Genomic DNA, 23,968 nt, shown 5'->3' on the forward strand with positions numbered 1-23,968 from the left:
TCTACGCCGCGCGGCGGATAAGCCTTACAGACTTCTTAGACGCGGCTACAAAGGCCTCGCCAGCCATATCCTCCCCTTCTGGAATATCAACACTACGCAACTGCGCGCGGCCAAGACCGCGTCGTAGTCCCTGGTCAAGACGGCGCACTCCCCTCCGCACTCCTCCTCGCACAGCTCCACGGCGTATGCCTCGGCCGGCTTGTGCTCCGACAGCCTGCACTCCAGGCCGTAGCGGCGGCAAAGCTCCACGTAGCGCCTAGCCAGAGGGAGGTGTGTCTCGCTCCAGGCGTCTATGACGAAGACGGCGTCTACCCCCGCCTCGGCCGCCGAGGCGAAGAGCTCCTCCGGGGAGGAGAGGGCTGCGGCCACCGAGAAGACGTCGACGTACACCCTCCTGTAGTCGGACAGAGAGGCGGGCCGTAGGGAGAAGCGGCCCTTCCTATTTTTCCTATTTTTCATAGAACCTCTCCACTAGAAAGCGGGCGGTGGCCAACGGCACTTCCTCCCCCTCGGCCTCGTACACGACGTCGCCGTTGCACTTCACGATAACGCGCTCCTCCGGGGACACCACGAGGAACTTGTAGCGAGGCGCAACGTAGAAGGTGAGGTCCCGCGCGCCCACCGGCTTTAGGTGCACCTCCCCGTTGGCCTCGATCTTGCCGTTGCACGCGATCTCCCCCTCGGCCACGTACACGCTCTTCCGCTCCGCCCTCTCCAGAGCCTTTTTGTATCGGTGGAACAACATGACGGCGGCCACGTGGGTGCATATCTCCTTGCTCCTCACCTGCCCAAAGCGGGAGAAGTAGCAGGTGCAGTACCACCTCTTCTCCCTCTCCGAGAACCACACTTGGTACAACGGCTTCCAGTCGCCCAGCTCCCTCCTGCCCTCCACGAGGTAGAGGCCGCTCTGTAGCTCCTCCACGTCGCCGAGCCTCAAAACGGCGCGGCGGATCCAGGAGTAGGACTTGCCGGGGAAGTCTTGCCTAAGCGACTCTATGGCGCGCCTCAGAGGGTCTGAGCTACGCTGGGACATAGGGCGGTACCTTGATCTTGAACTTGGACATGCCGCCCGCCAGCGGCACGCCCAGCTTGGCCAATTGCTCCGCCGATCTCGTAGAGGCGCCCCAGAGCGTCACCAACGCCTCGCTCGGGCCGACGGGAGGCATCTTGTCTTGCTCCCAGTCCCAGTCCAAGAACCTCACGGCCATCTTGACGTAGCCCATATGCCTCGCGAACTCCCTAATAGAGTGCGACACGAGGACGAAGAAGCGGCCCCGGGCCCTCCCCGTCCTCAAGTGGTCTGTCAACAACGAATAGCGGTTGGCGAAGGCCAAGAAGCGGTGCGCCTCGTCTATGACGTATATCACGTTCCGGGCGGAGCGCGTCAGCTCTAGATGCGTCAACACGAACGCCACTCTGCCGACGCGGTCCAGCTCCGAGATGTCTATGCAAGTAGAGGCGCCCGCCCTCAGCGGCACGAACGTGCGGCTGAACTGCGGATGGTCCAAGTGGGCCATCCTACGCCTCACCGCATGCGCCGTGTCCACTTCGTGGGCCTCCGCTACTTGATACACGGCCTTCTTGATCTCCGATGGGTTCTTGGCGCCTACCTCCACCGAACGCGCGATCAGCTCGGCCATGGCGGGCGTCAGTATGTACGAGTACTCGCCGTATGTGGCGGAGAGGGCCTCCTCCAATATCTCTATGAAGCGAGGCGTCGGGAGGTCCACCGGGTTGACGGAGTACTTCCCCGCGAAGTTGCACTCCTTGAAATCGCCCGTGGTGTCGTACACCGCGATCGCGAAGTCCGGCGGCACCTCCCGCAGAGACCACTTGATGAAGGAGGTCTTGCCGGTGCCGGGCAGGCCGGTGATCAGCGCGTTCCCCTCGACGGCCACGACCAAGCTGAAGAGCTTGGCGTAGAGCTCGGCGCGCATCACGACCCCAGCAGCTTGACGCCCATCTCCGTGATCTTCACGGTCAACGTGAGCGGGTCTATGGTGAGGTACCCGGCGTTGACCGCGCGTATGAGCCTATCGCCGAAGCGCTCTTGCGCGAACTTGAGCGAGAGGAAGCCCCCTCCGTCCCACACGGCCTCCACCACCTCCCTCACCTCGTCCTCCAGCGAGGCGAACTCCGGCGCGAGGACGCGGCACATGCGCCATCCCCGCCACTCCTTCTTCGCGGCGAGGGCCTCTTGGCTCACGGACTGCACCGCGTACACGACCCTGTCCGCCACGACGATGCGGGGGTCGTACGTCGACGTGTAGATCCGGAGCGTGCCCGCGAGGGGCTTGGCCGCGGCCAGCAAGTCCGTGAACTGGGGCCAAGCGTCCGAGTACACCTCCACCAGCCACTTGTCGTATTTCCAGTCCAGGTAGTGGGCCAAGGCCAGCCCGAAGGCCAACGCGACGGGGTCGGCTACGGCCGCCTTTAGTTGATACTGCCCGGGGTTTTCCTCCAAGTCGGAGAAGTCGGCGAAGCGGAACAACACACAGAGAGGGGTGGAGCACTGCAACAAATCGGCTGTGTGGCGCGGAGGAGGCATCGGGTGGCCCAGCCTAAGGGCAATCGCGGCGAAGGCCAATTGGCCCTCCGGCGTCAGCTCGAAGCCGACGCCCGTCGTCTTGTCGGCTTGGCATATGGTGTAGTGCCTCTCGGCCGTATCCCCCACGACGGAGCCCACCACGATCTCTAGCATACCAGCCTCGCCAGCACCCCAAGCCTCTGCAACAACTGGTTGGCGAAGTGGCTGTAGACGGGACAGCCCTTTTTGGCGATGTCGGCCAAGAAGTAGCGCTTGCCGCCGTCGTCCGGCCAAAACACGGCCAGCTTGGCGGGCGACAGGTTCACGAGATAGCCGTCCGTCCTCCAGAGCATCTGTAGCTCGAAGTGGCGCGGCGGCCGGACCCGCTTCCGGGGGTCGCACATGGCGGCTATGACGGCTCCGGAGCGCGCCATCTCGGCTATGTGGTCAATGGCGTTGCGGGGGATGTAGCCGTAGATGCATATCTGCTTGTCGATACGGCCCCGCACGTAGAGGGAGTCGTCCGCGTCGACCCATGTATCCGGCCTCTTGACCCGCTTGAGCACGAGCCACTTGTCGGGCAACACCACCACGACGTCGCCTATCCTCGCCGTCGCCTCGTTGGAGACGAGCCAGTAGGACGAGAGGAGCAAGCCGCGGTGTTTGTACACTTGCCTCTCGGCTACTGATTGGCGGATCGTCTGAGGCGGCGCCGCGACGGCCCCCTCCTCGGAATCGACATCGTAGGGCGTTTCGCGAAGCTCGTACGGCCTCTCGATGTCGCGCGCCTGTTCGTCCACGTCGTATTGCTTATCTGCGCCGTAGGCGTCGATCGGCTTGTTCAGCTTGTCGAAGTCGCGGGGCTTGTCGGCGTCGCTCATGGCCTCTTCAACGAGAGGTCCAAGGGGATGTACACTCTGTAGTACACGGCCCTCGGCGCCAAGCGCAGTATGCCGTGCGCCATCGGCTCGCCCGTCAGCAACGAGGACTCGTAGGGCGTTCTGGCCAGTAGCAAGAACCTCTCGTCGTCGGGCGAGAGGGCGAACCTCCTCACCACCCTGTTCACATACGACAAGCCTCCGCCAAGTATTAGCTGTATCGCGGCGCTGTCCACGATGTCGTCCGGCAACTGGGACTCCAGCTGGGCCACGAGCCACACCGCGAAGCCGTACTTCCTACCGCCGAAGGCCAAATCGCGGAGCATGTTCATGAGCGCCTCCGCCGCCTTGGCGTACTCCGACAAGATCCTAGCCTCGTCGAATATTATCAACGTGTTGAGGCGCTCCGATCTGTCCTTCAAGAACTTAGTAACTAGGTAAACGAGCACTAACGACAGCCAGAAGGCCTGCGCGGCCGAGTCGGTGGCCAGCGCCTGCACGTCGAAGACCACGTGCCCATCGCCCAGCCTCTTCTTCTTGGGCTCCACGCCGTTGGTCTTGAAGTCCCTCACGCCCGTGGCCTCCACCAGCTTCTTGTACCACGCGCTCTTCTCGAGGACTTGGTCGAAGTCGTCGGGCACCTCGTAGGGTATCTTGAACACTTGCGCGCCCCTCCGCTGGGCCCACAACAAATAATCGCCGTGCGGGTCCACCGCCACTATCCTCACGCCGGCGTCCGCCAGCTTGCTCATCCACGTGCCGACCGTCCAGGACTTGCCCATGCCGCTCGCGCCCACGATGATGCCGTGCACTGTGGGCAGGGAGTCTATGGGCACCACCACGGGCCGGCCGAACTCGTCCACAGCCAGCTGGACCTCCCTCGATTTGCCCAACAACTTCCCCCCGTACATGATCGGAAATCTGGCCAAGTCTCCGGTCAAGGCGCGCGCGGGCTCTTTCAGTAGCCAGAACTCGGCGGAGGCCAAGTAGTCGCGGGTCATCGACAAGGAGAAGACCTCGGCCGTGCCGAAACCGTAAAGCGCGACGGGCCTCTCGCCGAAGTGGAAAAGCCTGTCCAAATAGGCGCTGTACATGGTAAGGCCGACGATGCGCTTGCCGGTGTCGCGGCCTTCGTAGATCTTCTTGAACTGCTTGGTGATCTCCACGGGCGGCCTGTCCGTGAAGGCCACGGCCCACGCGCGTTGCATCGCCACCGCGGCGGCGTCTCCCTCGGCCACGGCCTCCAGCGACTCCCTGTTCAGCGTGAGGGCCTCGGCCGTTATCTTGTAGTCGAAGGCCAGCGCGGGCTCCACGTAGGACTTGGCGAATTTGCGCACGACGTAGAGCCAAGCCGCGACGGCGAAGAGCGCGAACCAAGACCAGTAGACGAGGAGGGGCCACAAGGCGGTCAAATAGACGGCCTTGGAGACGGGCCTCCCCGTCCCCACCCAGGCCTTCATGGGCGTGAGGACGTAGTACTTCGACAACGCCCTCTCCACCTCCCTCGCCCTCTGGAGGTCGTAGACGCGAGAGGTGAAGCGTATGTACTTGTCCGGCCCAATGACGATGTATGATATCCACTCGCCTCTCTTGAGCGACAGCCCGTGGTAGAGCTCGTATATCGCCCTCTCCGCCTCTATTCCGATTAGGGAATAGGCGGGCTCGGCCTTCCAGACCCAGTGGTAGAGCTTGTGGACGGGGTCGTAAGCTGCCGGGAACTCCTCGCCCACGGCGACTCTCCGGGGCTCTACTGGCCTAAACCGAGTGTACAGCCAAACCAATACGTCTTCTCCAAATGCCCACACCATGGCGGCTACGGCCAAGGCGGCGGGAGGCCAGAAGAGGGCCAACGCGGCTATCGCGGCGAATATTAACAACGACTTGTAGTAGCGCCTCATATCACGAGGGTCTCCTTGCTTGCTTTTTTCTCCAAGAAGCGCTCGAGCTCTTCGTAGCTCCGGCCCAGCTTGCCCAACAACTCGCCCGGCGGCACGCCGTACATAATAGCGCGCGTCAACAAGCCGTAGAGGCCGCGCTCCGCCGCGTCCGCGAGTGCCGCGTAGCACTTGACGACGTCCTCGACCGCTTTGCAGTACTCCCACAGCTCGGGGTACCTCCGCCTGACGCCCAGCCTCTCCGAGAGGGCGTCTAGAGGCATTACGAGGGCTCTGCAACTCATGGGCCCAGCAACGGATCCGCTATCGCCCTCACCACTTCGGCGAGCCTCCTCCAGCTCCTAACGTTCTGGACCATAATAGGCGGATAGCCTGAGTCCATGGCACATTTGATGGAGTCGTCGAACGGGACTACCAGCTTCCTCCCCCAGAGCCATCGCCTCTGCGCCTTGTTGAGGACCACCGCCACGTTGGCCGACTTCACGTCCACGGGCTTCTCGGACACTAGGACGTATTTGTCGGCCTCCAGCACCTCCTCGGGCGTCGCCCCTTCGAGAGGCGGCGTGTCCACCACCACGAATCTGGCGGATTTGGCCTCGCTTATGCTCTTGGCCGCGGGGAGGTAGCGCCTCACTAACTGCGCGCCCAGCTTGTCGTAGCTCAAGTCCACGAAGACGGTGCGCGGCGTGGCCAAGTACAAGTAGACGGCGAGGGACGTGGCCAACATGGTCTTGCCGGCCCATTTAGGGCCCACGACCGCGACGATCATGGAGGGGGGAGGCGCCGGGCGGAAAAAACCTTACAAGCCGTCGATTACTTGATGTAGAGGAGGCCGTCGGCCGTGGTGCCGATGGTCAACACGCCCTCCGTCCTCTCCACGGCCAACACCTTGTCCTTGGGCACGGCTAGGCCGCAGGAGAAGTAGACGTATTGGGAGCTGGCCCAGACCCTCACTTTGCCGTACACGACTAGGGAGGAGCCGGGGCTCTGCACGACGAGCTCGACCGTGCGGCATACGGCGGGGGTGGAGTAGTACTGGAACGCGATGGCGAACGCGACGAACGCGATGGCCGCGAGGGCCAAGATCGCCGCGAGCTCTATCAGCTCCTCCATAGGCACGTGACGTTTAGGATTTTGTACGCGAGGCCGGTGCCGTTCAAAACGACGGTCCGGTTCACCGCGGCGCACGACAGAGGCAACCACTGCGGGCCGATCCCGGCCTCCGCTTGTCTATACGCCTCCGGCCAGTAGAGGTACAACGCCGAGAGGTCCGTCTTCGAGACCGTCACGGGCCTCAGCGCCATCAAGGCGATTATCGCGAAGCCCAGGAGCACGGGTATAAGCGCTATCTCCAAGCGCATGGGCGGGGAGGAGGCGGGGCGGAAAAAGCTACATCCTCTAGGGCAATTGTAGCTCTCTACTCCCTCGGATACATACGCGGTTTCGAGGACTAGACTAAGCGCTCATCCCTTCTTGACGGAAATCCGGCGGACATGCCTTCAACTCCCTCGGATACATACATGCCGAGTTTTTCGAACCCAAACATTCTGTTCTCTTCCCGAGGGGTTCGGCGTTGTGTGCTCTCTATTTCCTCGGCTACATATACGCCGAGTTTTTCGAACTAGGCGATCAACTACGCTTCTGACAGGCGCGGCGGCATTCGCCCTCAACTGTTTCGGCTACATACACGTCTAAGGAGTTGAACTATTCCGTTCTACTCCGCTCTTGACCAGAACGGCGATTGATGCGTTCAGCTCCTTCGGCTACATACACGCCGAAGTTTTTGGATTCAAGCGTTCTATTCCTCTTCCGTGAGGATCGACGATATTTGCTCCCTACTCTCTCGGATACATACATGCCGCGGGCCGAATGCGGCTTCTGCGGGAAGGCCGCTACGCCTCGCATGGGCCCGAACGCGGAATCCTCTCGGGGCCGTGTAGAAGATGCTTGCGGAAAAAGAGCGGGGGAAAAACGGCTATTTCCTCGGGCGCCTTCTCCTAAGCGCTAGCGCGGTTGCCGATGGTATTGCCACCGCCGCGGCCGTATACGGCGACACGGGCGAAGCCTTCACCTCGGCGCGGCACAAGCCGTCGGCCTCGGCCGAGACGTTGAAGCGGCCGTCTAGCCCCGGCCTCGCGGTGGCGTTGCACAACGATATCTCGGCCAGCGGGTTCGGCACGCCCAAGACGTCTCTGGCCACCCCCTGGAAGACCGCGACGTAGCGCACCGCGTAGTCGCCCGGCCCGCGCACGACGACGGGGATCGGCTTGTAGAAGACGTTGTCGACCGCGACCTCTGAGCCCCACGTAGAGCCCTCGTCTGCCCAGCCCACATACGCGCCGTTCAGCATCTCGACGCGGACGTAGTACTGCCTCTTTTCGTAGCTCAAGGCGCAGGAGGAGGGCGCCTCCACGACGAGGGAGCACGGCCTAACGCCGGCTAGCCTAGTGCCGTTGCCGAAGTCCCAAGGCTCCGGCCCATACTCGAAGCGGCTACCACGCTCGGCCCACAGCCTCAAAGTGCCGTTCGGCGCCTCCACCTCCACCAGGTAGTAGACGGTGTAGTTGGCTACGAGCGTCATGGGCTTGTCCACCGCGATTTGGATGGGATGCACCACGATGCGCGTCTTGTTGTTAAGCACCATGTCGGCGCTGTACTCGAAACGGCTACCCCTCTCGAGCCATTCCCAACGCGTGCCGAGCGGCGTCACGACCGTCACGTTGTAGTAGACGGTGTAGTTGGCCGCCAGAGCCGTGGGCTTGTCCACTACGACTTCGACTGGATACACCACTACCCACGTCCCGTTGTCGAACGTCACGTCTGCGCCTTGGTACCTCCAGAGGGAGCCGGAGGGCGCCCAGGCCACGACCTCGCCGAGCGGGGTCTCTACTCTCACTCTGTACAGCACGGTGTAGTTGGGGCGGACGGTCGCGTTGCCCCAGACCTTCAACGCGATGGGCGTCGCGTTGACATAGGCCGTGTCCTCCTCGTAGACGTCGGGAGGCGTGTAGTTGAAGACGGCGCCCCAGGGCGTCTTGAAGACCGCGGTGCCGTTCGGCATCTCGACGCGGATGTAGTAGAAGGGCTTGTGTATGTAGACGTGGCCCACGGCCACGTACCCCAGCGGCGTCTTGCTGGCGTTGGCCGTATAGCCAGGCGGAGGCCAGAAGAGAGTCCCGGCGGGCACGGCCTGGCACTGGCCGGCGTCGACGTCGCATATCTCGGCGGTTTTGCCCCGGAGGTCCCAGAGCGGCTTGGCGGGTCTGCCGAAGGGGCAGATGTAGGGGTTGCTCGAGCTGGGGTAGAAACACTCCGTCCGGTTCACGGTAGTCGCGCCTGCGTAGTAGGTGAAGTTGACGACGCGCCCCTCAGCCCCGACGCCCGCGTAGAAGGGATATACGAGAGGAGGCACCATGAGGGTGTCGTTGCCCACGTATACGCCCAGCTCGAGCGCCTTCGGCGGGGAGTACCGGACGCATTGGTAGAAGCTCAGCGGGTAGTTGCCGCACGGGAAAAAGCTGAGGACGCCGCTGTGATCGGGGTAGAACCAAGACATGACGTACTGGAGGGCCGAGTAGTGCTGGAGGTTGTGCTCGAGGTACCCCTTGAAGTACCAGGGGTCGGTTGCGCCCGCGATTATCGTGGTCGGGTAGTCGGGCGAGACCCAGACCCAGAGATCCCCTCCGAGCTGTATCGTGTAGGTGACGTTGACCGCCTTGTTGCCGCATATCGGCTCCGAGAAGTTGAAGCCCAGAAACGGCGTCGCGTTCACGAACGTTATTTTGAGCGTGCCGTTGGGGAACGCGTTGACCCAGACGTATTTCGGCCAGTCGCATATGTCGACGAATCTCCACCACAATCTGCGCAGATTGCCGGGGGATACGTCGTATACCCGTATTTCGGGCGTCGCCCACGTAGTCATCCACACGAGGTAGACCTTCCCACCGCCGGGCGTCGCGTTGAAGGTCTGCACGTTGATCGGCTTCAAGTGGCCGCCGGGCTCGAACACGCCCTCCCCTGCGGGGATCCACTTCTCCACGACGGGCTCCTCCCCGGCTCTGAGCGTGAAGAGAACGTCGATGAATGGGGAATACTGCGCCCTGGGCTTAGCGATAACCCACCAAGTCGAGTTCTGAATCATCCACGTCCACGTATTCATGTACTCGAACTCGTCCACCCCCGTGTTGTTGATGTAGAAGACCAACTGCCTGGCCCACAGCTCCTGCGCGTTGGGCACCGCCACGGCGGCGCCCCCCTCACCGTCTATGCCCCATTGGGTGAGGTTGTAGAACTTGTCGATGTATATCATCACGCCGTGGGCTAGGGTTGTTAACAAGACCGCCAGTATTAGCACCGGTATTATTGCCTTGGGCATGTCCATAAGATGCGGCGGCAATTATGAAATTAACGTAAAGGAGGGGAAAAAAGAGGGGGGTTTCGCGCAGCTCAGCCGCAACGTATCAAGACGGCGTCTATCGTGTAGTTGCCGACCTGCTCCGACGCAGTCTCGGGCTCGAAGTCGGTGCCGCCGCTACAGAGGGGGACGTAGTTGACGATGCGGCCGTCTTGATACGCCGGGAGGACGAGGGAGCACTGGCCGAAATGCACGGTGTTGTTGGCAAGGGTGTAGGTCTTGCCGTACACCGCCGGCGGAAGCGCGGCGGGGCACTGGCCGAAGCCCACGGCGTAGACGGGAATGCCCTTGTCGTAGGCCAAGACTCCGTTGTAGTAGTACGCGCGGTACGTCGTAACCGTCACCGGGACCGGCGTCTTCGCGGGCTTGCCGGCCGCCACCGCCAGCGCCAAGTTCTCGACGTAGGGCTCCGCCCGTTGCACTGCGCCGAGCATCGCGGCGGCCACGGCCGCGACGGCGACCACGGCGGCTACTGCCAGAAGCAGATACCTAAGCGTAATCATCCCGCCTTAACAATCACCACTTGGCTCTGCGCCCCCGGCGGGTAGCCGGCTGCGTCCGCCCAAGTCTTGAACAGCAGGGCCTCCGCCGGGCGCCACACGACGACGGATTCGCCGTTCTGGACGAAGATGTCTTGGGACAACAACGGCACTACCTTTACGGGATCCCACGGGTATATCCTAGAGGCGTTCACCACGACCCACCTGCCCCTCACCTCGGCGGCTTTGACCCAAGCGCCTTGGCGTTGTACATAGAAGGCGTAGCCGTACACCGGGCCCGGCGCCGAGATGTTCACGAGGCCCTTGTCCCAGTCCAAGACGACAAACGCAGGTCTCGAGTAGGCCTCTGTGATGTTCGCCTCCACGCCGGCGGCCTCCAAATAGCCTCTGAAATCCCCCGAGTAGACGGCTTGGGCCTCGGGGTACACGTCGCCCGTGCTTGCGCTACATACGGGATCCCTCCACATGCCCCCCTCGCCGAAGGCGGGGAAGAGATGCCACTCCCTGAACATTTGGCCCATCGGGGTCTCGCCCCACAACCTCACCGTGTAGTTGAGCGTTGGGGCCGTGATGTTGGCCGAGGCCGTGGTGTTCGTTATGACCTCGAGCACGGGCTTGGCCGCGATTATGAGATAAGTGGCCTTAAGCGAAACGCTACTGGTGTACGCCTCCACCGTGACGAAGAAGCCGTAGTTCGGCGTGAATATGTACGGCACAGCGCCGAGGTATATACTGCTACAAGGGCTAGTGAGGAAGCTCGCGTCGCGGAACCAGCCAGGCCCGAGGAGGACCGGCTGGTACGGCGTCCATTTCCTGATGCCGGTGTCGACCAACAACTTCATGTGTTTCTGATCGCCGTACACGACGGTGCCGTTGGGGAACACGAAGTCCACCTTGTTGATCCACACGCGCACGCCGAAAGTGTCGCCGATGTACGGGTTCACGAACGCCACGTACATGAGATACGACGCGTTGGGCATGACCACGCCCGCGTACTCTCTGGGGAGCGGCCCCCAGACCCTTACCCCAGGCGTAGTGCAGTACCAAGTATCGCAGGCGGAGGCTGGGACGAAGCCGATCACCACGGGCATTGGGTCTGAGCCCGGCCATCTAGGCGGCGAAGTGTAGTAGGGGGCTATCGGGTTGTAGGTCACGCCTGTCACGTACGACATGCCTTCGCCCGGATTTACAACGGTGTTCACGATCTTGGTGGGGAGAGTTAAGTCGAGATAGGGGGCGAACCGCCCCGGATCGAAGAGGTTAGTCGCGCCTAGGTATTTGAGGCCCACCAACGTCTTCGCCTCGCCGGGGCCTCCGATTAGGGAGGCGGATTGGTTGGCGACGTTGAATACTCCCCAAGGCGATTCGACGGAGCCGATATATGTCAGCGCTTTAACGCCGAAGTCGTATATTTGGTTCCACACGAGCGGCACGGCGTAATCGCCTGTTCCTAGCCACTTAATGGTGAACGTGGCACTGCTGTAGATATCTCCTATAGTCGTGGGAGGCGTGTCGAGCGGTCCTCCGAACGATAAGGGGAGCACACCGAGGCGCCCAAGCATGTTCTGCGTGTAGTTGTCCACCGCCAATTGCACTTTGGCGACTAGCCCTCTCTGGAACCACAGCCTCTTGATGCCGGTGAGATTGTCCCAAGCTATGGCCCAAGTCCGTTTCTCAGGAGCGAGGGTCGTATACGGCGAGGCGACTATGCCGTTGGCGGACGGAATCAAGTAGTGGTAGGCCGCTCCGAGCGTGAGCACTGAGCCGTAGGGCACGATAAAGGAAAGGCCGGAGGATATGTCGAAGTTGGGGCCGTTTTGGAATGCTACTTTGGTAACGGCCTTTAGTGTAGGAAAGTAAACGAATACAGGCTCGCCCGTAACGGATTGAGGAAATCCAGTAGTATGGAGCACCGCCGTTACGCCATCTTTAATCCAGGAGCACCACGAGGGGTCGGGAGGGCCGATATAGATACATAGATAGTAGAACTTTTGTTGTTCTTGTTCCGTGAACGTATAGTAGCCTAAGACTAAGTTCCGTTCCACCGTGCCCCATAAGTAGGTTTTAGCCGCAACGGATATTGCTTGATTGACGTTCGTCCCAGTTGCATAGTATATCTCAATATTGGGGGGCTGTTGTATACTATATGTGTCTATCTCTACCGTAGATGTATCCCTCGGCACGGCGGAGCCCTTCGCCGTCACGCCGTACCGGAAGCCCACCGAGAGGCCGCTCTGGCCCGTATCCGAGTAGAGCTTCACCGGGTCGGGGCCGGCGCTGTCTGTGTACATATACGGCTTCTGGAGAGTCACCACTACGTTGCCCACAGTGTAGTTGGCGCCTGTGGCCAGCCCGTTTATCTCCAAGGCCGGCCACTCGCCGGGCTTCTGCAGAGATGCCTTGGTGGACGGTTGTTGGTAGTAGGAGGCGCAGTTCGGCCAAGACGAAACGGTGGGCAGATCGGAGCAGTACTGCGCGTTGTACTCTCTGATGGGCACTGTCTTCGACTCGACGTGGCTCACCTCATTAATACCCACCTTGAACGAGACGACGGTCGAGTTCCAGTACTCCTTATCCACTCTACCGACGATCTCGGTCTGGTAGGTCGTGTAGGTTTTGTTGCCAGACTGCCACACTTGCGTCAGAGTGCAGTTGTAGTTGCCGACGAGCCAAGCGTCGATGTACTGCACAGTGACGTTGTAGAACAACGTGTAGTTCCACTGCACTGACGACAACGGCGAGAGCAACCAGTTGCCCATCTGTATCATACCCCACTGGCTCCAGGCGGGGGCGTAGGCCTTCCAGTTGAAGCCCACGGTCGCGGTCGCGGGGACGCCGGTGTAGTTGAATGCGCCTATGCGGACGCAGTTCACGTTCTGCGAGATCAACGTCTGCGCATTGGCCGCCGGGATGAGGCCTAAGAGCGCTACCGCCGTCGCTATCGCCGTTATCAGGAGTTGGGGACGCATGAGGAGAGGAGGGGGGATCTCGGAAAAACCTTGAATTACGGGCAGGCAAACACGAAGCCCGCTGGGTAATCCACCACGTACACGGCCGTCGCGTTGGGAGGCGCCAAGACGTAGAGCGCGTAGGAGCCGTCAGGGGCTCTCACAAGCGCCCACTCGGCCTTCTCCGCGACGAGGTATTTGAAGCCGCGCGGGTAGAGCGGGTCGTCGTAGCCGATCACCCTCCCCTTGAAGTATTGCCAAAAGCCGGGCCCGGGGTAGAGCGTGTATACGTCCAGCCAAGGCATTATCTGCGGGTGCCTCATCGCGATTATGTAGAGCCGCGCCCGCTCGCCCGTCGCTGTGTAGACATAGGTGCAGTTCGAGAGGTAGAGGTAGACGGAATAGACGACTTTCGTCGTGCCGTTGATCGCCCCCTCCGCCTTCACTGCCACGGGGTAGCCGATGCCGTTCACGACGACGTAGTACGTGGCGTTGGTCCTCGCCGAGTTGAAGACGGTCAAGTTGCTCGTCTCAAGCGATTTGGCCCCCCAAGCGGCCTTCAGCTTCGCGTAGTACCATTCCTCGGCTATGTTCAGCGTGATCAACTGCGGCGTGTGGAGCGCGACGTAGACCACCGCGAAGGCCACGACGGCGAGCGCTATTAGGCCGAAGGTCACCGACCACATATCACCGACAGGCGTACAAGTAGATGTAGGCTCTTTCCAAAGTGTGTTGGTAGTCCATCCACGAGTGTATTGTCGCGTTGGCGCCTCCCGGCATGTATACGACAACGCCTAAATCCGCAATCCAAGCTATTCCTTCGAATTGTACCATATTTCCGCTAACGCTTACAGTGAGACTGAAGACTTCTCCCGACGCGTACTTATCCACTCTCGTCGGCGTTGCGCCCGCGTTGCACTGAAGCCCGGGGTCCTTGGCCGTCAAGTTGCCGTAGTTGGAGAACCAGACGGTCGCAGTGCCCCAGTTCGAATTGGAGCAAAATGCCAGTTCTTTGCTCCCGACCGTTACGTGAATGTTGTTGCTACACCAAGTAGTGTAGTAATAATTCGAGTAATAGTTAATAACAGCCTTGTACCATATCAGTGGCGGAGGCGGTGGAGGCGGTGGGATCAGCGAGGACGGCGGCTTGTAGGCAGGCATAGTGGCCTCTCCGCCTATAGCGGGCACCGTCGCGTTGCAGGAGACGTAGGCGTTGCCCGCAATTACGTAGACGAACATGGGGTCGCAAGACGCGGCTTCTCCCGGCCTCAACGGACGGCCGTAGGCGTAGGCCCAGCCGTACCTCGCCACCTCCCTTCCTCCGAGTTGAATCGCGGCGTAGTTGCCGTATTGCGCCAACACGTAGGGGCCGGTGAGCTTGAACGCGCAGTCCGAGCAGGCGGGCGCTGGCGATACGCCCTCGCGTACTGGGAAGAGCGTTGCGATAACCGCGACGGCAACGGCGACCAGCGAGGCGGCGATCAGGAGGTCGCGTACGGCGAACATGTCAACACGCGTACTGCACTATTATGAACCTCCCTTGCGAGGTGACGCCTATCGGCGTGCAACCGCTCACGCTTCGCGGCTGTATGGGCGGAGGGCACCAGAGCCCCGTGTAGGGGTCTGTGCCGATTCTGACGGCCGACCCGTTACATCTATAGCCGCCCGGGTAGACGACGAATTCGGCGATCGGCTTCCCGGAGACGCCGATGAGCGGCGCCAAGGCGCTTATGTTCTTGCCGGGGTACTCCACCGCGTATCCCGTGTCGTAGACGTAGATGTACCTCACGGGCGTGTCGTTGCCGGGCGAGACAGGCGCCTCCGCGATCCTGCCGGGCAGGAAGGGCATCAGCACCACTATCATGAACACGAAAAGTACCACGACCGCCAAAGAGAAGACCGCTGCCGCCACTACGTCCTCCATGAGGGGGGAGAGGGAAGGGGCGGAAAAAAGTTGGTCGTCCGAGCGCTACTCCTCGGCCCTCTTCTTCCTGATATAGATGAGGGCTCCCACTACTCCGACCAACGCCGCTATCAGCAAATACGTCATGTTGAAGCCTCCTTCTTGCGGAAGCGGCAGTTGTTGTTGCTGTTGTTGCTGAAGTTGCAACTGGAGCTGTTGCACTAGCCTACTCTGGTTCGCCAGTCGTGCTTGCAGATCCCGTATCTGCGCCCTCAGCCTCTCGTTCTCGGCAGTCGCGGCGTTCAGCTCGGCTTGAAGCGCCTTGATCTGGGAGTCCTTCTCGTTGAGCGCGTTTTGGAGGTCGGCTACTTGTTTCTGCGCGTCGGCCAGCTTAGCGCTCAACTGGGCGGCGAGAATAGCCAGCTCGGTGTTGTTCTGGCCAGCGATTTGTAGTTGTTGTTGAAGCTTTTGCGCTTGGGCGTACAACGCGTCCAGCTTCTGTATCGCCGTGACGTTGTTCTGCGGTATGTTGAACACAGTCCTCGTCGCCGGGTCGTAGTACCAGCCCGCGGGGATAGTGTAGTAGAACGCCCCGATCGGCGTCACGACTGTGGCGTTCGTGACGTTGACGAATTTGACATTGCTGACATATGCCGTGAATCTGAGGGACAGCCACTTCAGCGGCATCCACATAGTGCCGTTTCCGCAGTAGACGTCGCCGGTCCAGACCAAGGCGTATCCGACCGCGGTCGCGTTGTGCACGTCCACGGCCACGAACTTACATAAGGAGTAGAGGTACTGCAACGCCGCGTTCTGCTCGGCCTTCGAGCCCATGAACGTGAGTCCTTCTTGCGCTATGTAGACGGCCTTGCTCCCGAGATACGCCATGAAATGTGTCGTGTTCATGGGGTTGGCTTGGACGATCAACGCGCCCGGCGGATACCAGCTTACCCACTGGGCAAACGCTATGGCCGCCATTAGTATTATCGCCATCGACGCCCGCATGGAGAGGGAGGGAAAAGGGTCGGAAAAAAGTTAGGGGCGAAAAAAGAGGGGGTTACGAGATCCCGACAGTGACCGTGCCCTTAGCGATTTGGACCGATTTGCCGGAGTTGGCGTCGACGACGTAGACGATGTACGTCACAGAGTCGCCGGGGTTAAAGGGGCCTGCGTTGAAACGACACGTAATCGATTCCCCTGCCACCACGGGAGGATTCCAGCTGGTGTTAGAGCTTAGCGTGGTGCCGTCTTTGGTTATGCAATACTGGATCTGGGCGGCGGTAGTGGGAGGCTGGTTGTTCACGCCGTAGTACACGAGCACGCCGTTTGCTTGGCCGTTCAACACCTCCAGCGTTACGTCGAAGCCGTACTTGTCCACAGTGACTATCGCGTTGCTCCTGAGCGCTTGTGCCATCGCCTTGCCCATCCCTTGGAACACCATTAGGCCGATCACGCCGACGATTATAAACGCCGCGGCGACCAGTAGCGCCTCGATCGTGGTCATTCCGCGTAGCCTTCTCGGCTGGACGACTACCGGGACCGCGATCGCCAACAACGCAAGCGCTTGCGGGGCGGATGGGGCGGCCTCGGCCGAGATCGCCATCAGCAATAACAACAACCCCATCGCGGCGATGTTGCGCGCCTTCTTTGCGGGCTTCTCGGACATGAAAAGCGCGAGAGGGGGAGCGGAAAAAGCTTAGCTTAGAGGTACAGCCACAACGCGTACTGCATCGCGATCCCGGCGAGGCCGCCGAACGTCATGGATCTGTGTAGCCCCATCGGCATGAGGAACACGGCGATGAAGGTGGCCGTGATCAAGGACAACGCGGTGACGACTACGCCTTTCACCTCCTCGTAGGGCGGCGGCGTGAAGAAGGGCACGGACGTCGACACTTGCGCTTGCTCTAGAGCCTTGGAGGCCGTGGAGATCGCGTAGGCCAACACCACGACCGCGACGATGAAGAGGACGAAGAAGGCCATGGCCATCCTGACCATCTTCCTCACCGCGGTGCTCTCTATGTCTATTATGGACTGGATGCACTCCACGGCCTTGAGCGCTGCCGTCCCTCCAGCCTCGGCGATGGCGCGGAACATGCTACGCGCCAGCACGAAATATCTCGAGGGTATGAAGTAGCCGTAGGCGATCCTAGCCGCCGTCTTGTACTTGCCGATGAGGCGGCCCAGAATGATGTCGGGCGGCGCGCCCTCTCTGAGCATGGCCGCGACTGAGCGGAGCATCGGCGGAACTTCCCTGGCGATCGAGAACCACCACTCCCTATCCTTCAAGACGAGCCATATCCACGTCACTGCGCCGAACGCGGCGAAGGCCAAGACCGGCTGGAACGCGGCGGCTACGGCCGCGACGGCGGCGCCCAAGGGGAGGGACCACTCGTAGGTGCGCCAGAGGCTTAAGTCGCGGGGCATCGTCATGTACGCCAAGGCGCCTATGCCGACGAGCACGGCGAACATCACGGCGTAGAGTAACACGGGTTCTATCGGGAACACGCCGAGGGACCACAAGAACAGCAAGAACAACGGCGTCAAGAACAACGCGCCCAAGGAGGAGGCGAGCGATTCATACGTCTTGGCCTTGGCCTCTGTCTTCGCGAGCGCCACCGTCTTCATGGACTCGAGGAAGGAGTGGACCAACACGTTCCTGTCGACGCCGGCCTCTTCTTGGGCCAACGCGAAGCCGAAGAGCCTCGCGGCCTCCTCCTTGGCGTCCAGGAACAACGCGGAGGGCGTAGGCGTCAGCGAGGCCACGAAGAGGCCGCGGGCCTCCTTCTCGTCTATGTCGGCGGTGTTGACGGAGGTGAATTTCAACGCCTCGTTGCCGGACGTGACGCCCAAGTAGGTCGCGAACACGGGCGCTGCCGTTGTGTAGTAGTCCTCCTTCTTCATGGGGCAAAAAAGAGCGCGGGCGGAAAAACGCTACTTCAGTACGTCCTCGAGGACGCGTTTGACGTGCTCCAGCTTGCCCGCCTTCGCCACTGCCTCGGGCAACTCCTTCACGGCCTGCGCGGGGAGGACGCCCGACGCGACCCGCCTGGCGATGTAGTCCACGATCATGTCCATGTGTTTGTTGAGGTCGACGAAGCGGGCTATGAAGCGCCAATCGTCGGCGTCCAAGAACACGCCTTGTTTCGCCATCTTTTCGATCGCCTTGAGAAGCTTCTTGTAGTCCACGCGGAGCTCCCTTGCAAGTTCGCAGATCCACTTGGCCGTGGAGAGGGTGAGCCCCTTCTTCAAAGCCTCCTTCTCATTGCACATCCTTCAGCAGAAGGATGGCGAGCTTCAAGTAGGGGTCGTTCCTGCTCTTCACGATATCCAGAAGCAGATCCTTCCCGAGACATTTCGCCATCTTCGAGGCGATCTCGTCGGGCATGTTGGCTATGGCTATCGCCAAGTAGTGCTTCCAGTCGTCGTGGACGGGCTCCTGGGCGGGCTCGGGAGGCGGTTCGGGAGGTAGCGCAGGCGCTTCGGCTTGTTGGGCGGCTTCCTGTCCCAGCAAGTCCGACAACCTCCTCCTCAACATGTCCTCGGCTTAACGGGGATCGGATAAACCTTAGGCATAGCCGAAGCGGCGGGCCTCCTCCTCCACCGCCGATTTGAAGTCCACGCGGGACCAGATATGCTCCAGGATGGCGCGCCTGGCCGTCAGCGGCTCGTCGACCTCGGCGGCTTTCTGCAAGGCCTCGATTCTGAGGGTCAGCTCCCTCTTCAAGTCCAAGCCGTACATCTCGCGCACGTATGCGTCTAGGCGGGGCGTGAGCTCCGCCGGCTCCACCGCCCTCACGTCGCGCCCGTCGGCCACAATGGCCTTGACCTCCTTGACGTATCGGGTCCCGCCCGACGCGCCTAGCTGAATTACAAGCACGCCGTCCAGCCCCTCGGGCGGTGCCTCGGCTTCTCTAATGCGGAGAATGGCGTCCTTCACGGAATCGGCGTGCATGGTGGTGAGCGTTCCGTGGCCTGTCAACTTGTAGTTCACCAAGGTGCGCAACTCCTGGGGCGTTCTCGCCTCGGCCAGCGCCACCACTGCGTGCATAGTGCCGTAGCGGAGGGCTTGGTCCAAGGCGGTCCAGAGCTTGTCCTCGCTGGGGACTGAGAGGTGGAGCATCTGCCCCTCAAGGGGGGCCCAAATTTCGCGCGCGCCTCTCTCCACCACCACTACCTGGAACCAGGGAGGGGTGAGGTACAGCAGTTGGTTCAGCTGGGTGGTCTTGCCGGTGCCCATGGCGCCCGAGAACACGACGCTGCCCTTGGTCTCGAGGACGAGCGAGGCCAAGGCCAGCACCTCGAGCCCCTCAGGCTTGTGCGCTTGCGCGATCTTCGCCTCCTCCGCCTTCGGCCTCATCACGTACGGCTTGAGCAACGACAACGACGGCTTCGGGTACGTCGACGTCTTCCTTATGTTCACATTGTACTCCAAGAGATCGGCGGCTATCCTCGCCTTGTAGATCTGGTCCTCGCGCGTCGCCATGGGGCGGTCCATGGTCAAGGACGGCATCAGTTGCTTGACGGCGACATACATCAACGGCTCCGGGATCACTATGTTGGTCGGCATGCGTAGCTCGTTGCGCACGGCTATCACGCGCCTGTATCGGCCCAGCTCGACCATCTGGAAGCGGATGTACTCCAGTTGCTCCTTGAGCGACTTGGGCACGTAGGTGTACTTGGCGGAGGGCGCCACGGGCTGGGGGATCACGATCTCCGTCAACATGGGGTCTCTCATGAGGACCTCGAGCGCGCCGTATCCTCCGAACTCGCCGCGGCCCGACCAGCGATCGAGGAAGAGGTGAACGGGATCTCTGAAGTCCTTGTAGAGGGACCATATTGCCTTGTCGCGAAGTCCCTCCGAGATGGACTTCATAATCTTGGGGTACTCGCGCTCGTCGGGCGGGATGGAGCCTCTGAACATTATGAGGAGGAGCGCCGTCTGGAGCTCGTCCGGGATCTCCGGGTCGAGCACTACGTACATCAAATCCTCCGTGATGCACGCGTCGATCCGGACTCCTCTGTCCACTATGATGCCCTCTCTGCGTAGCCAACACCTAGCTCTCAGTGAGTTGTCCGCGTGGGCGTATATCATACCGTCTTTATCCTAGTGATTATGGCGTCTACCGACTTCTTGTTGTCCTTGTCCTTCAAGATTGCGTTGGCCACCACCTCGCCGTAGTACTCGGACGGCATCTTGACCCGCTTCAGAAGAATCGGCGCGATCTTGCGCGCGATCTTGAAGTCCTCTTTCTCGAGCTGGTTGACCACCACGAGCGCCGAGTAGGCCATGTACTGGCGGTACTGCTCGGCCTTGACGTCGGAAATGCGGGAAATGAGGCGGCGGTCGGCCATGAAGATCGTGTATGCGCCCATTTTCTGTAGCTTGGCCAACACGTCCAGTCTGAGGGCAGCCGTCGTGTCTATCACGACGGTGTCCACGGGCATCCTCATCTTCGCCACGAACTTCGGCATCAGCGTCGCCCACTCCAACAAGGCCTCGGCGAACTCCGATACGGCGCCGTCTCCCATGCGCTGGTAGAGCTCGTAGGCCTCGTAGCCGGGGATCACGTAGAGAGTGGGGTTGACCTTGTGCACGTAGGGCATCTGCCCGTCGATGTAGGGAGCGAGCCAGCCGGGCTTCTTGGGCGCTCTGAAGAGTTGCGAGAGGTCCGCCTTCTCCCAGTCCGCATCTATCAGTAGCGTGTAGCCCTTGGCCACGGAGAGCACCGTGGCTAAAGTCGTCTTCCCGACGCCTCCGTCGAGGGAATTGATAACGACTATCTTAACGGGCCTCATGTCTCCGAGCCGGCGTCGGAGCGGAAAAGCATTAACTCCGCCTCGTCCTTGAGCCACGCGGCGTAGACCGCCGAGCGCTTCCCTTTAGCGCGCCTCCATATCTTCCTCAGCACGGGGTGGTCCAAGCCCACGGCTTCGGCGAATTCCTTGTAGTTCTTGAAGACGCAGTTGCCGGAACCGGCCAACTTGACCAGCACGTACAGCGCCACGCACTTATCGCTCAACGACTTGAGCGCGCCGCCCTCGAGGCACTCGTCGTAGCCGGCGTATTTGGCGTAGAGCTCCTTCGTCCTCTCGCAGAGGAGGCGTTTCAGATAATCCCAGTCTATCATAGCCTTTTGAGGACCCACATCACATGGCGGTCCAGCGCCTTGAGCAACACCGCTATGTAGTACAACGCCGCGTCCTCGAACGGCGCCGATCTGCCGAAGCGTTGTTGTAGCGGGATTAAAACGGCACATGCCTCGACGTCAAGCCGAGGGCCTCGGCGGAGAGGGGCACCTCATCGCGGTCTCTGTAGCGCCAAATGGCCTCGTAGACCTCCAGCGCCCGGCAGAAAGGCCCACGCGGCTTCTTGCACCACACCTTCGCCGATTCGCGTACGTGGTCGATTGTCTGTAACATGCGCATGCACCTGTCCTCGACCACGGCCTCGATCACGGGAGCTCGTCTGGGAGGCCGAAAAACCCTTACTTGCGACAGCCGCGGACGCGCAGGTACTCGTAATAAGCTATGGCCTTGGCGAGCAACTGCTCGTAGTCGATGATGTTCCGCTCGTCGTAGCACTTGACGAGCCTAGTAGCCGCCTTGGCCAAGACGTCGTAGTCGTTCTTGTCGTCCAGCTCGTGGTAGGCGTAGATGTAGTAGTTGCACCTGACGACGCGGCCTATGGGATTCAGCGTCGCGGCGTAGGCGAGCGCGCACAGCTTTGCTAGGCAAGGCCCCCTCCTCACGAACCCCCTCCTCTTGCACAGCTTCCATATCTCCGTCAACGCCTTCACGTACTCCGCGGCGGCGGCCCGGAAGGTCATGCCAACATCTTCTTCACGAGCTCAATCGTGGCCTCGCGCTTCTCCTGGAACTTCGAGTAGATGTTCTTCACCACGTCGAAGAGCTCCTTGTCGGCGGCGAGCGCTCGGCATATCGCGTCTAGGCTGAGCTCAGGCGTGGCGCGGACGTCTACTACGTCGGGCTCCTCCGCCTGGAGGGCGCCGTCTTCGCGGAGATCCGTCCGCACTCGCGGCGCAACCACAACGGGCCAATCCGCCGGCGGCTCGAGGAAAGAGGGATTCCGGCTATCTTGGGGCTCCTTGTAGGAGGCCAGCTCTTTGATGAACTCATTGTGGTCGAGGCCGATGCCCTCGAACGCCTTGAGGACGGACGCGTCCAACACGTGGTGATGCCCTGCGTTCAGCAAATACAAGACGATGTCGTGGGCCGCCTCTATGTAGTTGTCGGACAGTATTATCACGCTGGACATGGCGCCCTTGACATCGATTTTGTACGCGTCGCGGCACTCGACATCGAGCAATAGGCGTTTTTCCTCGAGCCTCCCGCAATCGGCGTTCACGACAAGCGCCGAGGAGAGGATGGGGAGATCCCCCTTCCAGACGTGTTTTATGATCTTGTACAAGTCGCTGTCCGGCACCTCGGCGTCCTCCCTCGTCAAGGAGATCGCGCGGGGCAGAATAGACGCAGGCGCCTTGGCTAGGCAAGCGGTCCCATACTTAGTCTTACGTATCTCTTGACACTCAATTGAGTCCATATTTAAATAACATAGGTTGTTTTATAAATATGTAAAGCATGCTGATAAGGTGTACGAATGAATGCGAAGTGTGAAAATGATAGAGCCTATTATCTTTACACCCGCCCTTCATTTTAACACCACCGGTAGCGTGCTTGACGAATCTAACAGATTATCAATAGAGGCCACACCCCTCGTCCTGGCCCAGTAGACGAGGGAGGCCAGCGGGTTCAGCGATTTTACGTACTTGACGGACGGCTTACAAGAGGCGATCTTCTCGGGAGGCGGGAGGTCGCGGAGCAAGCGCTCGAGCATGAAGACGGGTTTCGGGAAGGGCTTTACGATCACTCTTTTCGCTGTGTCGTAATCCCAGGGCATAGTCCCGAAGAGCGCCTTATACCGGCTCGTGACGGAGGGGCACATCGAGAGGTACTTGTACTGCACGTGGGGCGGGGCGAGGAACACTTCCGGGCCCGCCCGGCAGGCCTCGTCCAAGACGCACCCGCTCTTGGGCACTTGCCATACCTCGTGCAAGCCTATGGGCAACCCTCTCTTGAACCGCAACCACTCGGCCTTGTAGGGGCCGTCCACCTCTTCGTGGAGGAAAAAGCGAAGGAGGGAGGGGTCGGCCATGGCCACTTCTTTTAACGTGTACGGAAGCTTGGCGCTTATGGCCCTCTCCATGGCCTCGCATATGCCGTCGAGCCTAGAACACGCCAAGTCGAAATCCTTGTAATGGAGGAGGGCAGTGGGAGGCAGCTCTGGTTTATACACCACATATATATAGATCTTTAAAAGCTACTGCTCTAGTTAGGCTAACAAGGGAAGTGATATACGTAGCCCCAAGCCGCGCGTATTTTACAACACCCCCTCCTCTCACCTCTACACCTCTCTGCTCACAGCCCAGCCTTCGACCCACGTCCCAGCCCCGCGCATTGTCAAGCCTCCCCAGCCGAGTCCCACATCTCCCCGGGAACGCTGTCACGTATCCAGCGCCCTCTGCCCGTCGTCGTCGAGTTCTATTCACTTAGTATAGCTCTGAGAGTTCGTCCATGTGTAGGCGCCAAGCGGCTCGTTGAGTAGCCGCCGCAGATATGTCGAAGGTCATAGCCATTATGTATATATTATACCTATATAGTGAGAGCATGAAATGTCCGTATTGCGGCTCAGTCGACGTGGAGGTTGTTAAGAGTTGGAAAATGCCCAAGCAGGGATACGACGTGACGCATTACCGTTGTAAGAGCTGTGGAGGCCTCTTCAACCACTACGCGGGCAAGGGCAGGGAATTCGTACTCAGAGTCGGGCCGAGAAGGCCGGCGGGGCGGCGACAGGGCTAGACAACACAAAACGAGGCGCTGGGGGT

At 60.7% G+C, this 23,968-nt stretch carries 29 protein-coding genes; 1 reads left to right on the forward strand and 28 read right to left on the reverse strand.

Annotation, left to right across the window (positions count from 1 at the left end; all coding sequences use genetic code 11):
- Positions 1-45: 45 nt before the first annotated feature.
- The 28 genes from ACZ5PA_RS01960 to ACZ5PA_RS02095 form a co-directional block, all read right to left on the reverse strand.
- Complete coding sequence (locus ACZ5PA_RS01960; protein ID WP_464930618.1) at positions 46-459, reverse strand: hypothetical protein; 414 nt, start codon at positions 457-459, stop codon at positions 46-48.
- Positions 449-1,033: a hypothetical protein gene (locus tag ACZ5PA_RS01965; protein WP_464930619.1), complete on the reverse strand. Its 585-nt coding sequence runs from the start codon at positions 1,031-1,033 to the stop codon at positions 449-451. The genes ACZ5PA_RS01960 and ACZ5PA_RS01965 overlap by 11 nt, the downstream gene beginning before the upstream one ends.
- Positions 1,020-1,937, reverse strand: coding sequence for an AAA family ATPase (locus tag ACZ5PA_RS01970; RefSeq protein ID WP_464931260.1), 918 nt, complete (start codon positions 1,935-1,937; stop codon positions 1,020-1,022). Before ACZ5PA_RS01970 ends, ACZ5PA_RS01965 begins: the two co-directional genes overlap by 14 nt.
- A complete protein-coding gene (locus ACZ5PA_RS01975) occupies positions 1,937-2,701 on the reverse strand; it encodes a hypothetical protein (protein ID WP_464930620.1) in 765 nt (254 codons plus the stop codon). Before ACZ5PA_RS01975 ends, ACZ5PA_RS01970 begins: the two co-directional genes overlap by 1 nt.
- Positions 2,695-3,408 carry a hypothetical protein gene (locus ACZ5PA_RS01980; RefSeq protein WP_464930621.1) on the reverse strand — a complete coding sequence of 238 codons (714 nt, stop codon included), beginning with the start codon at positions 3,406-3,408 and terminating at the stop codon, positions 2,695-2,697. Before ACZ5PA_RS01980 ends, ACZ5PA_RS01975 begins: the two co-directional genes overlap by 7 nt.
- The gene (locus tag ACZ5PA_RS01985) at positions 3,405-5,303 is read right to left on the reverse strand and encodes a helicase HerA domain-containing protein (protein ID WP_464930622.1); all 1,899 of its coding nucleotides are present in this window, start codon (positions 5,301-5,303) and stop codon (positions 3,405-3,407) included. The genes ACZ5PA_RS01980 and ACZ5PA_RS01985 overlap by 4 nt, the downstream gene beginning before the upstream one ends.
- Complete coding sequence (locus ACZ5PA_RS01990) at positions 5,300-5,584, reverse strand: hypothetical protein (protein WP_464930623.1); 285 nt, start codon at positions 5,582-5,584, stop codon at positions 5,300-5,302. Before ACZ5PA_RS01990 ends, ACZ5PA_RS01985 begins: the two co-directional genes overlap by 4 nt.
- Positions 5,581-6,069, reverse strand: coding sequence for a hypothetical protein (locus tag ACZ5PA_RS01995; RefSeq protein ID WP_464930624.1), 489 nt, complete (start codon positions 6,067-6,069; stop codon positions 5,581-5,583). The genes ACZ5PA_RS01990 and ACZ5PA_RS01995 overlap by 4 nt, the downstream gene beginning before the upstream one ends.
- Before the next feature lie 44 nt (positions 6,070-6,113).
- On the reverse strand, positions 6,114-6,413 hold the full coding sequence (locus ACZ5PA_RS02000; protein WP_464930625.1) for a hypothetical protein: 300 nt from the start codon (positions 6,411-6,413) through the stop codon (positions 6,114-6,116).
- Positions 6,401-6,661, reverse strand: coding sequence for a hypothetical protein (locus tag ACZ5PA_RS02005; RefSeq protein ID WP_464930626.1), 261 nt, complete (start codon positions 6,659-6,661; stop codon positions 6,401-6,403). Before ACZ5PA_RS02005 ends, ACZ5PA_RS02000 begins: the two co-directional genes overlap by 13 nt.
- A 614-nt stretch (positions 6,662-7,275) precedes the next feature.
- Positions 7,276-9,675: a hypothetical protein gene (locus tag ACZ5PA_RS02010; RefSeq protein ID WP_464930627.1), complete on the reverse strand. Its 2,400-nt coding sequence runs from the start codon at positions 9,673-9,675 to the stop codon at positions 7,276-7,278.
- Between the two features lie 71 nt (positions 9,676-9,746).
- Positions 9,747-10,217, reverse strand: a complete 471-nt coding sequence (locus ACZ5PA_RS02015) for a hypothetical protein (RefSeq protein WP_464930628.1) — start codon at positions 10,215-10,217, stop codon at positions 9,747-9,749.
- Complete coding sequence (locus ACZ5PA_RS02020) at positions 10,214-13,183, reverse strand: hypothetical protein (RefSeq protein WP_464930629.1); 2,970 nt, start codon at positions 13,181-13,183, stop codon at positions 10,214-10,216. Before ACZ5PA_RS02020 ends, ACZ5PA_RS02015 begins: the two co-directional genes overlap by 4 nt.
- A gap of 35 nt (positions 13,184-13,218) precedes the next feature.
- Positions 13,219-13,848, reverse strand: coding sequence for a hypothetical protein (locus tag ACZ5PA_RS02025; protein WP_464930630.1), 630 nt, complete (start codon positions 13,846-13,848; stop codon positions 13,219-13,221).
- A 1-nt stretch (position 13,849) separates the two neighbouring features.
- Positions 13,850-14,668, reverse strand: coding sequence for a hypothetical protein (locus ACZ5PA_RS02030; RefSeq protein WP_464930631.1), 819 nt, complete (start codon positions 14,666-14,668; stop codon positions 13,850-13,852).
- A gap of 1 nt (position 14,669) precedes the next feature.
- Positions 14,670-15,086 carry a hypothetical protein gene (locus ACZ5PA_RS02035; RefSeq protein ID WP_464930632.1) on the reverse strand — a complete coding sequence of 139 codons (417 nt, stop codon included), beginning with the start codon at positions 15,084-15,086 and terminating at the stop codon, positions 14,670-14,672.
- A 45-nt stretch (positions 15,087-15,131) separates the two neighbouring features.
- The gene (locus ACZ5PA_RS02040; protein WP_464930633.1) at positions 15,132-16,070 is read right to left on the reverse strand and encodes a hypothetical protein; all 939 of its coding nucleotides are present in this window, start codon (positions 16,068-16,070) and stop codon (positions 15,132-15,134) included.
- 52 nt (positions 16,071-16,122) lie between these two features.
- On the reverse strand, positions 16,123-16,731 hold the full coding sequence (locus ACZ5PA_RS02045; protein WP_464930634.1) for a hypothetical protein: 609 nt from the start codon (positions 16,729-16,731) through the stop codon (positions 16,123-16,125).
- Positions 16,732-16,766: 35 nt separating this feature from the next.
- Positions 16,767-17,966 carry a hypothetical protein gene (locus tag ACZ5PA_RS02050; RefSeq protein WP_464930635.1) on the reverse strand — a complete coding sequence of 400 codons (1,200 nt, stop codon included), beginning with the start codon at positions 17,964-17,966 and terminating at the stop codon, positions 16,767-16,769.
- Between the two features lie 30 nt (positions 17,967-17,996).
- Entirely contained in the window at positions 17,997-18,314 is a 318-nt protein-coding gene (locus tag ACZ5PA_RS02055) for a hypothetical protein (RefSeq protein ID WP_464930636.1), read from the reverse strand.
- 10 nt (positions 18,315-18,324) lie between these two features.
- On the reverse strand, positions 18,325-18,600 hold the full coding sequence (locus ACZ5PA_RS02060; protein ID WP_464930637.1) for a hypothetical protein: 276 nt from the start codon (positions 18,598-18,600) through the stop codon (positions 18,325-18,327).
- 30 nt (positions 18,601-18,630) lie between these two features.
- Positions 18,631-20,157: an ATPase, T2SS/T4P/T4SS family gene (locus tag ACZ5PA_RS02065; protein WP_464930638.1), complete on the reverse strand. Its 1,527-nt coding sequence runs from the start codon at positions 20,155-20,157 to the stop codon at positions 18,631-18,633.
- A complete protein-coding gene (locus ACZ5PA_RS02070; RefSeq protein WP_464930639.1) occupies positions 20,154-20,861 on the reverse strand; it encodes a ParA family protein in 708 nt (235 codons plus the stop codon). The genes ACZ5PA_RS02065 and ACZ5PA_RS02070 overlap by 4 nt, the downstream gene beginning before the upstream one ends.
- On the reverse strand, positions 20,858-21,193 hold the full coding sequence (locus ACZ5PA_RS02075; RefSeq protein ID WP_464930640.1) for a hypothetical protein: 336 nt from the start codon (positions 21,191-21,193) through the stop codon (positions 20,858-20,860). The genes ACZ5PA_RS02070 and ACZ5PA_RS02075 overlap by 4 nt, the downstream gene beginning before the upstream one ends.
- A gap of 115 nt (positions 21,194-21,308) precedes the next feature.
- Positions 21,309-21,521 carry a hypothetical protein gene (locus tag ACZ5PA_RS02080; RefSeq protein WP_464930641.1) on the reverse strand — a complete coding sequence of 71 codons (213 nt, stop codon included), beginning with the start codon at positions 21,519-21,521 and terminating at the stop codon, positions 21,309-21,311.
- Between the two features lie 29 nt (positions 21,522-21,550).
- Positions 21,551-21,892, reverse strand: coding sequence for a hypothetical protein (locus ACZ5PA_RS02085; protein ID WP_464930642.1), 342 nt, complete (start codon positions 21,890-21,892; stop codon positions 21,551-21,553).
- Positions 21,889-22,626, reverse strand: a complete 738-nt coding sequence (locus ACZ5PA_RS02090; protein ID WP_464930643.1) for a hypothetical protein — start codon at positions 22,624-22,626, stop codon at positions 21,889-21,891. The genes ACZ5PA_RS02085 and ACZ5PA_RS02090 overlap by 4 nt, the downstream gene beginning before the upstream one ends.
- Positions 22,627-22,734: 108 nt before the next feature.
- Positions 22,735-23,382, reverse strand: coding sequence for a hypothetical protein (locus tag ACZ5PA_RS02095; protein WP_464930644.1), 648 nt, complete (start codon positions 23,380-23,382; stop codon positions 22,735-22,737).
- A gap of 368 nt (positions 23,383-23,750) precedes the next feature.
- Here ACZ5PA_RS02095 and ACZ5PA_RS02100 point away from each other — a divergent pair, with 368 nt between their 5' ends.
- Positions 23,751-23,942 carry a hypothetical protein gene (locus tag ACZ5PA_RS02100; protein WP_464930645.1) on the forward strand — a complete coding sequence of 64 codons (192 nt, stop codon included), beginning with the start codon at positions 23,751-23,753 and terminating at the stop codon, positions 23,940-23,942.
- The last annotated feature ends 26 nt before the right edge of the window (positions 23,943-23,968 follow it).

It is taken from the genome of Thermoproteus thermophilus (assembly GCF_055392855.1).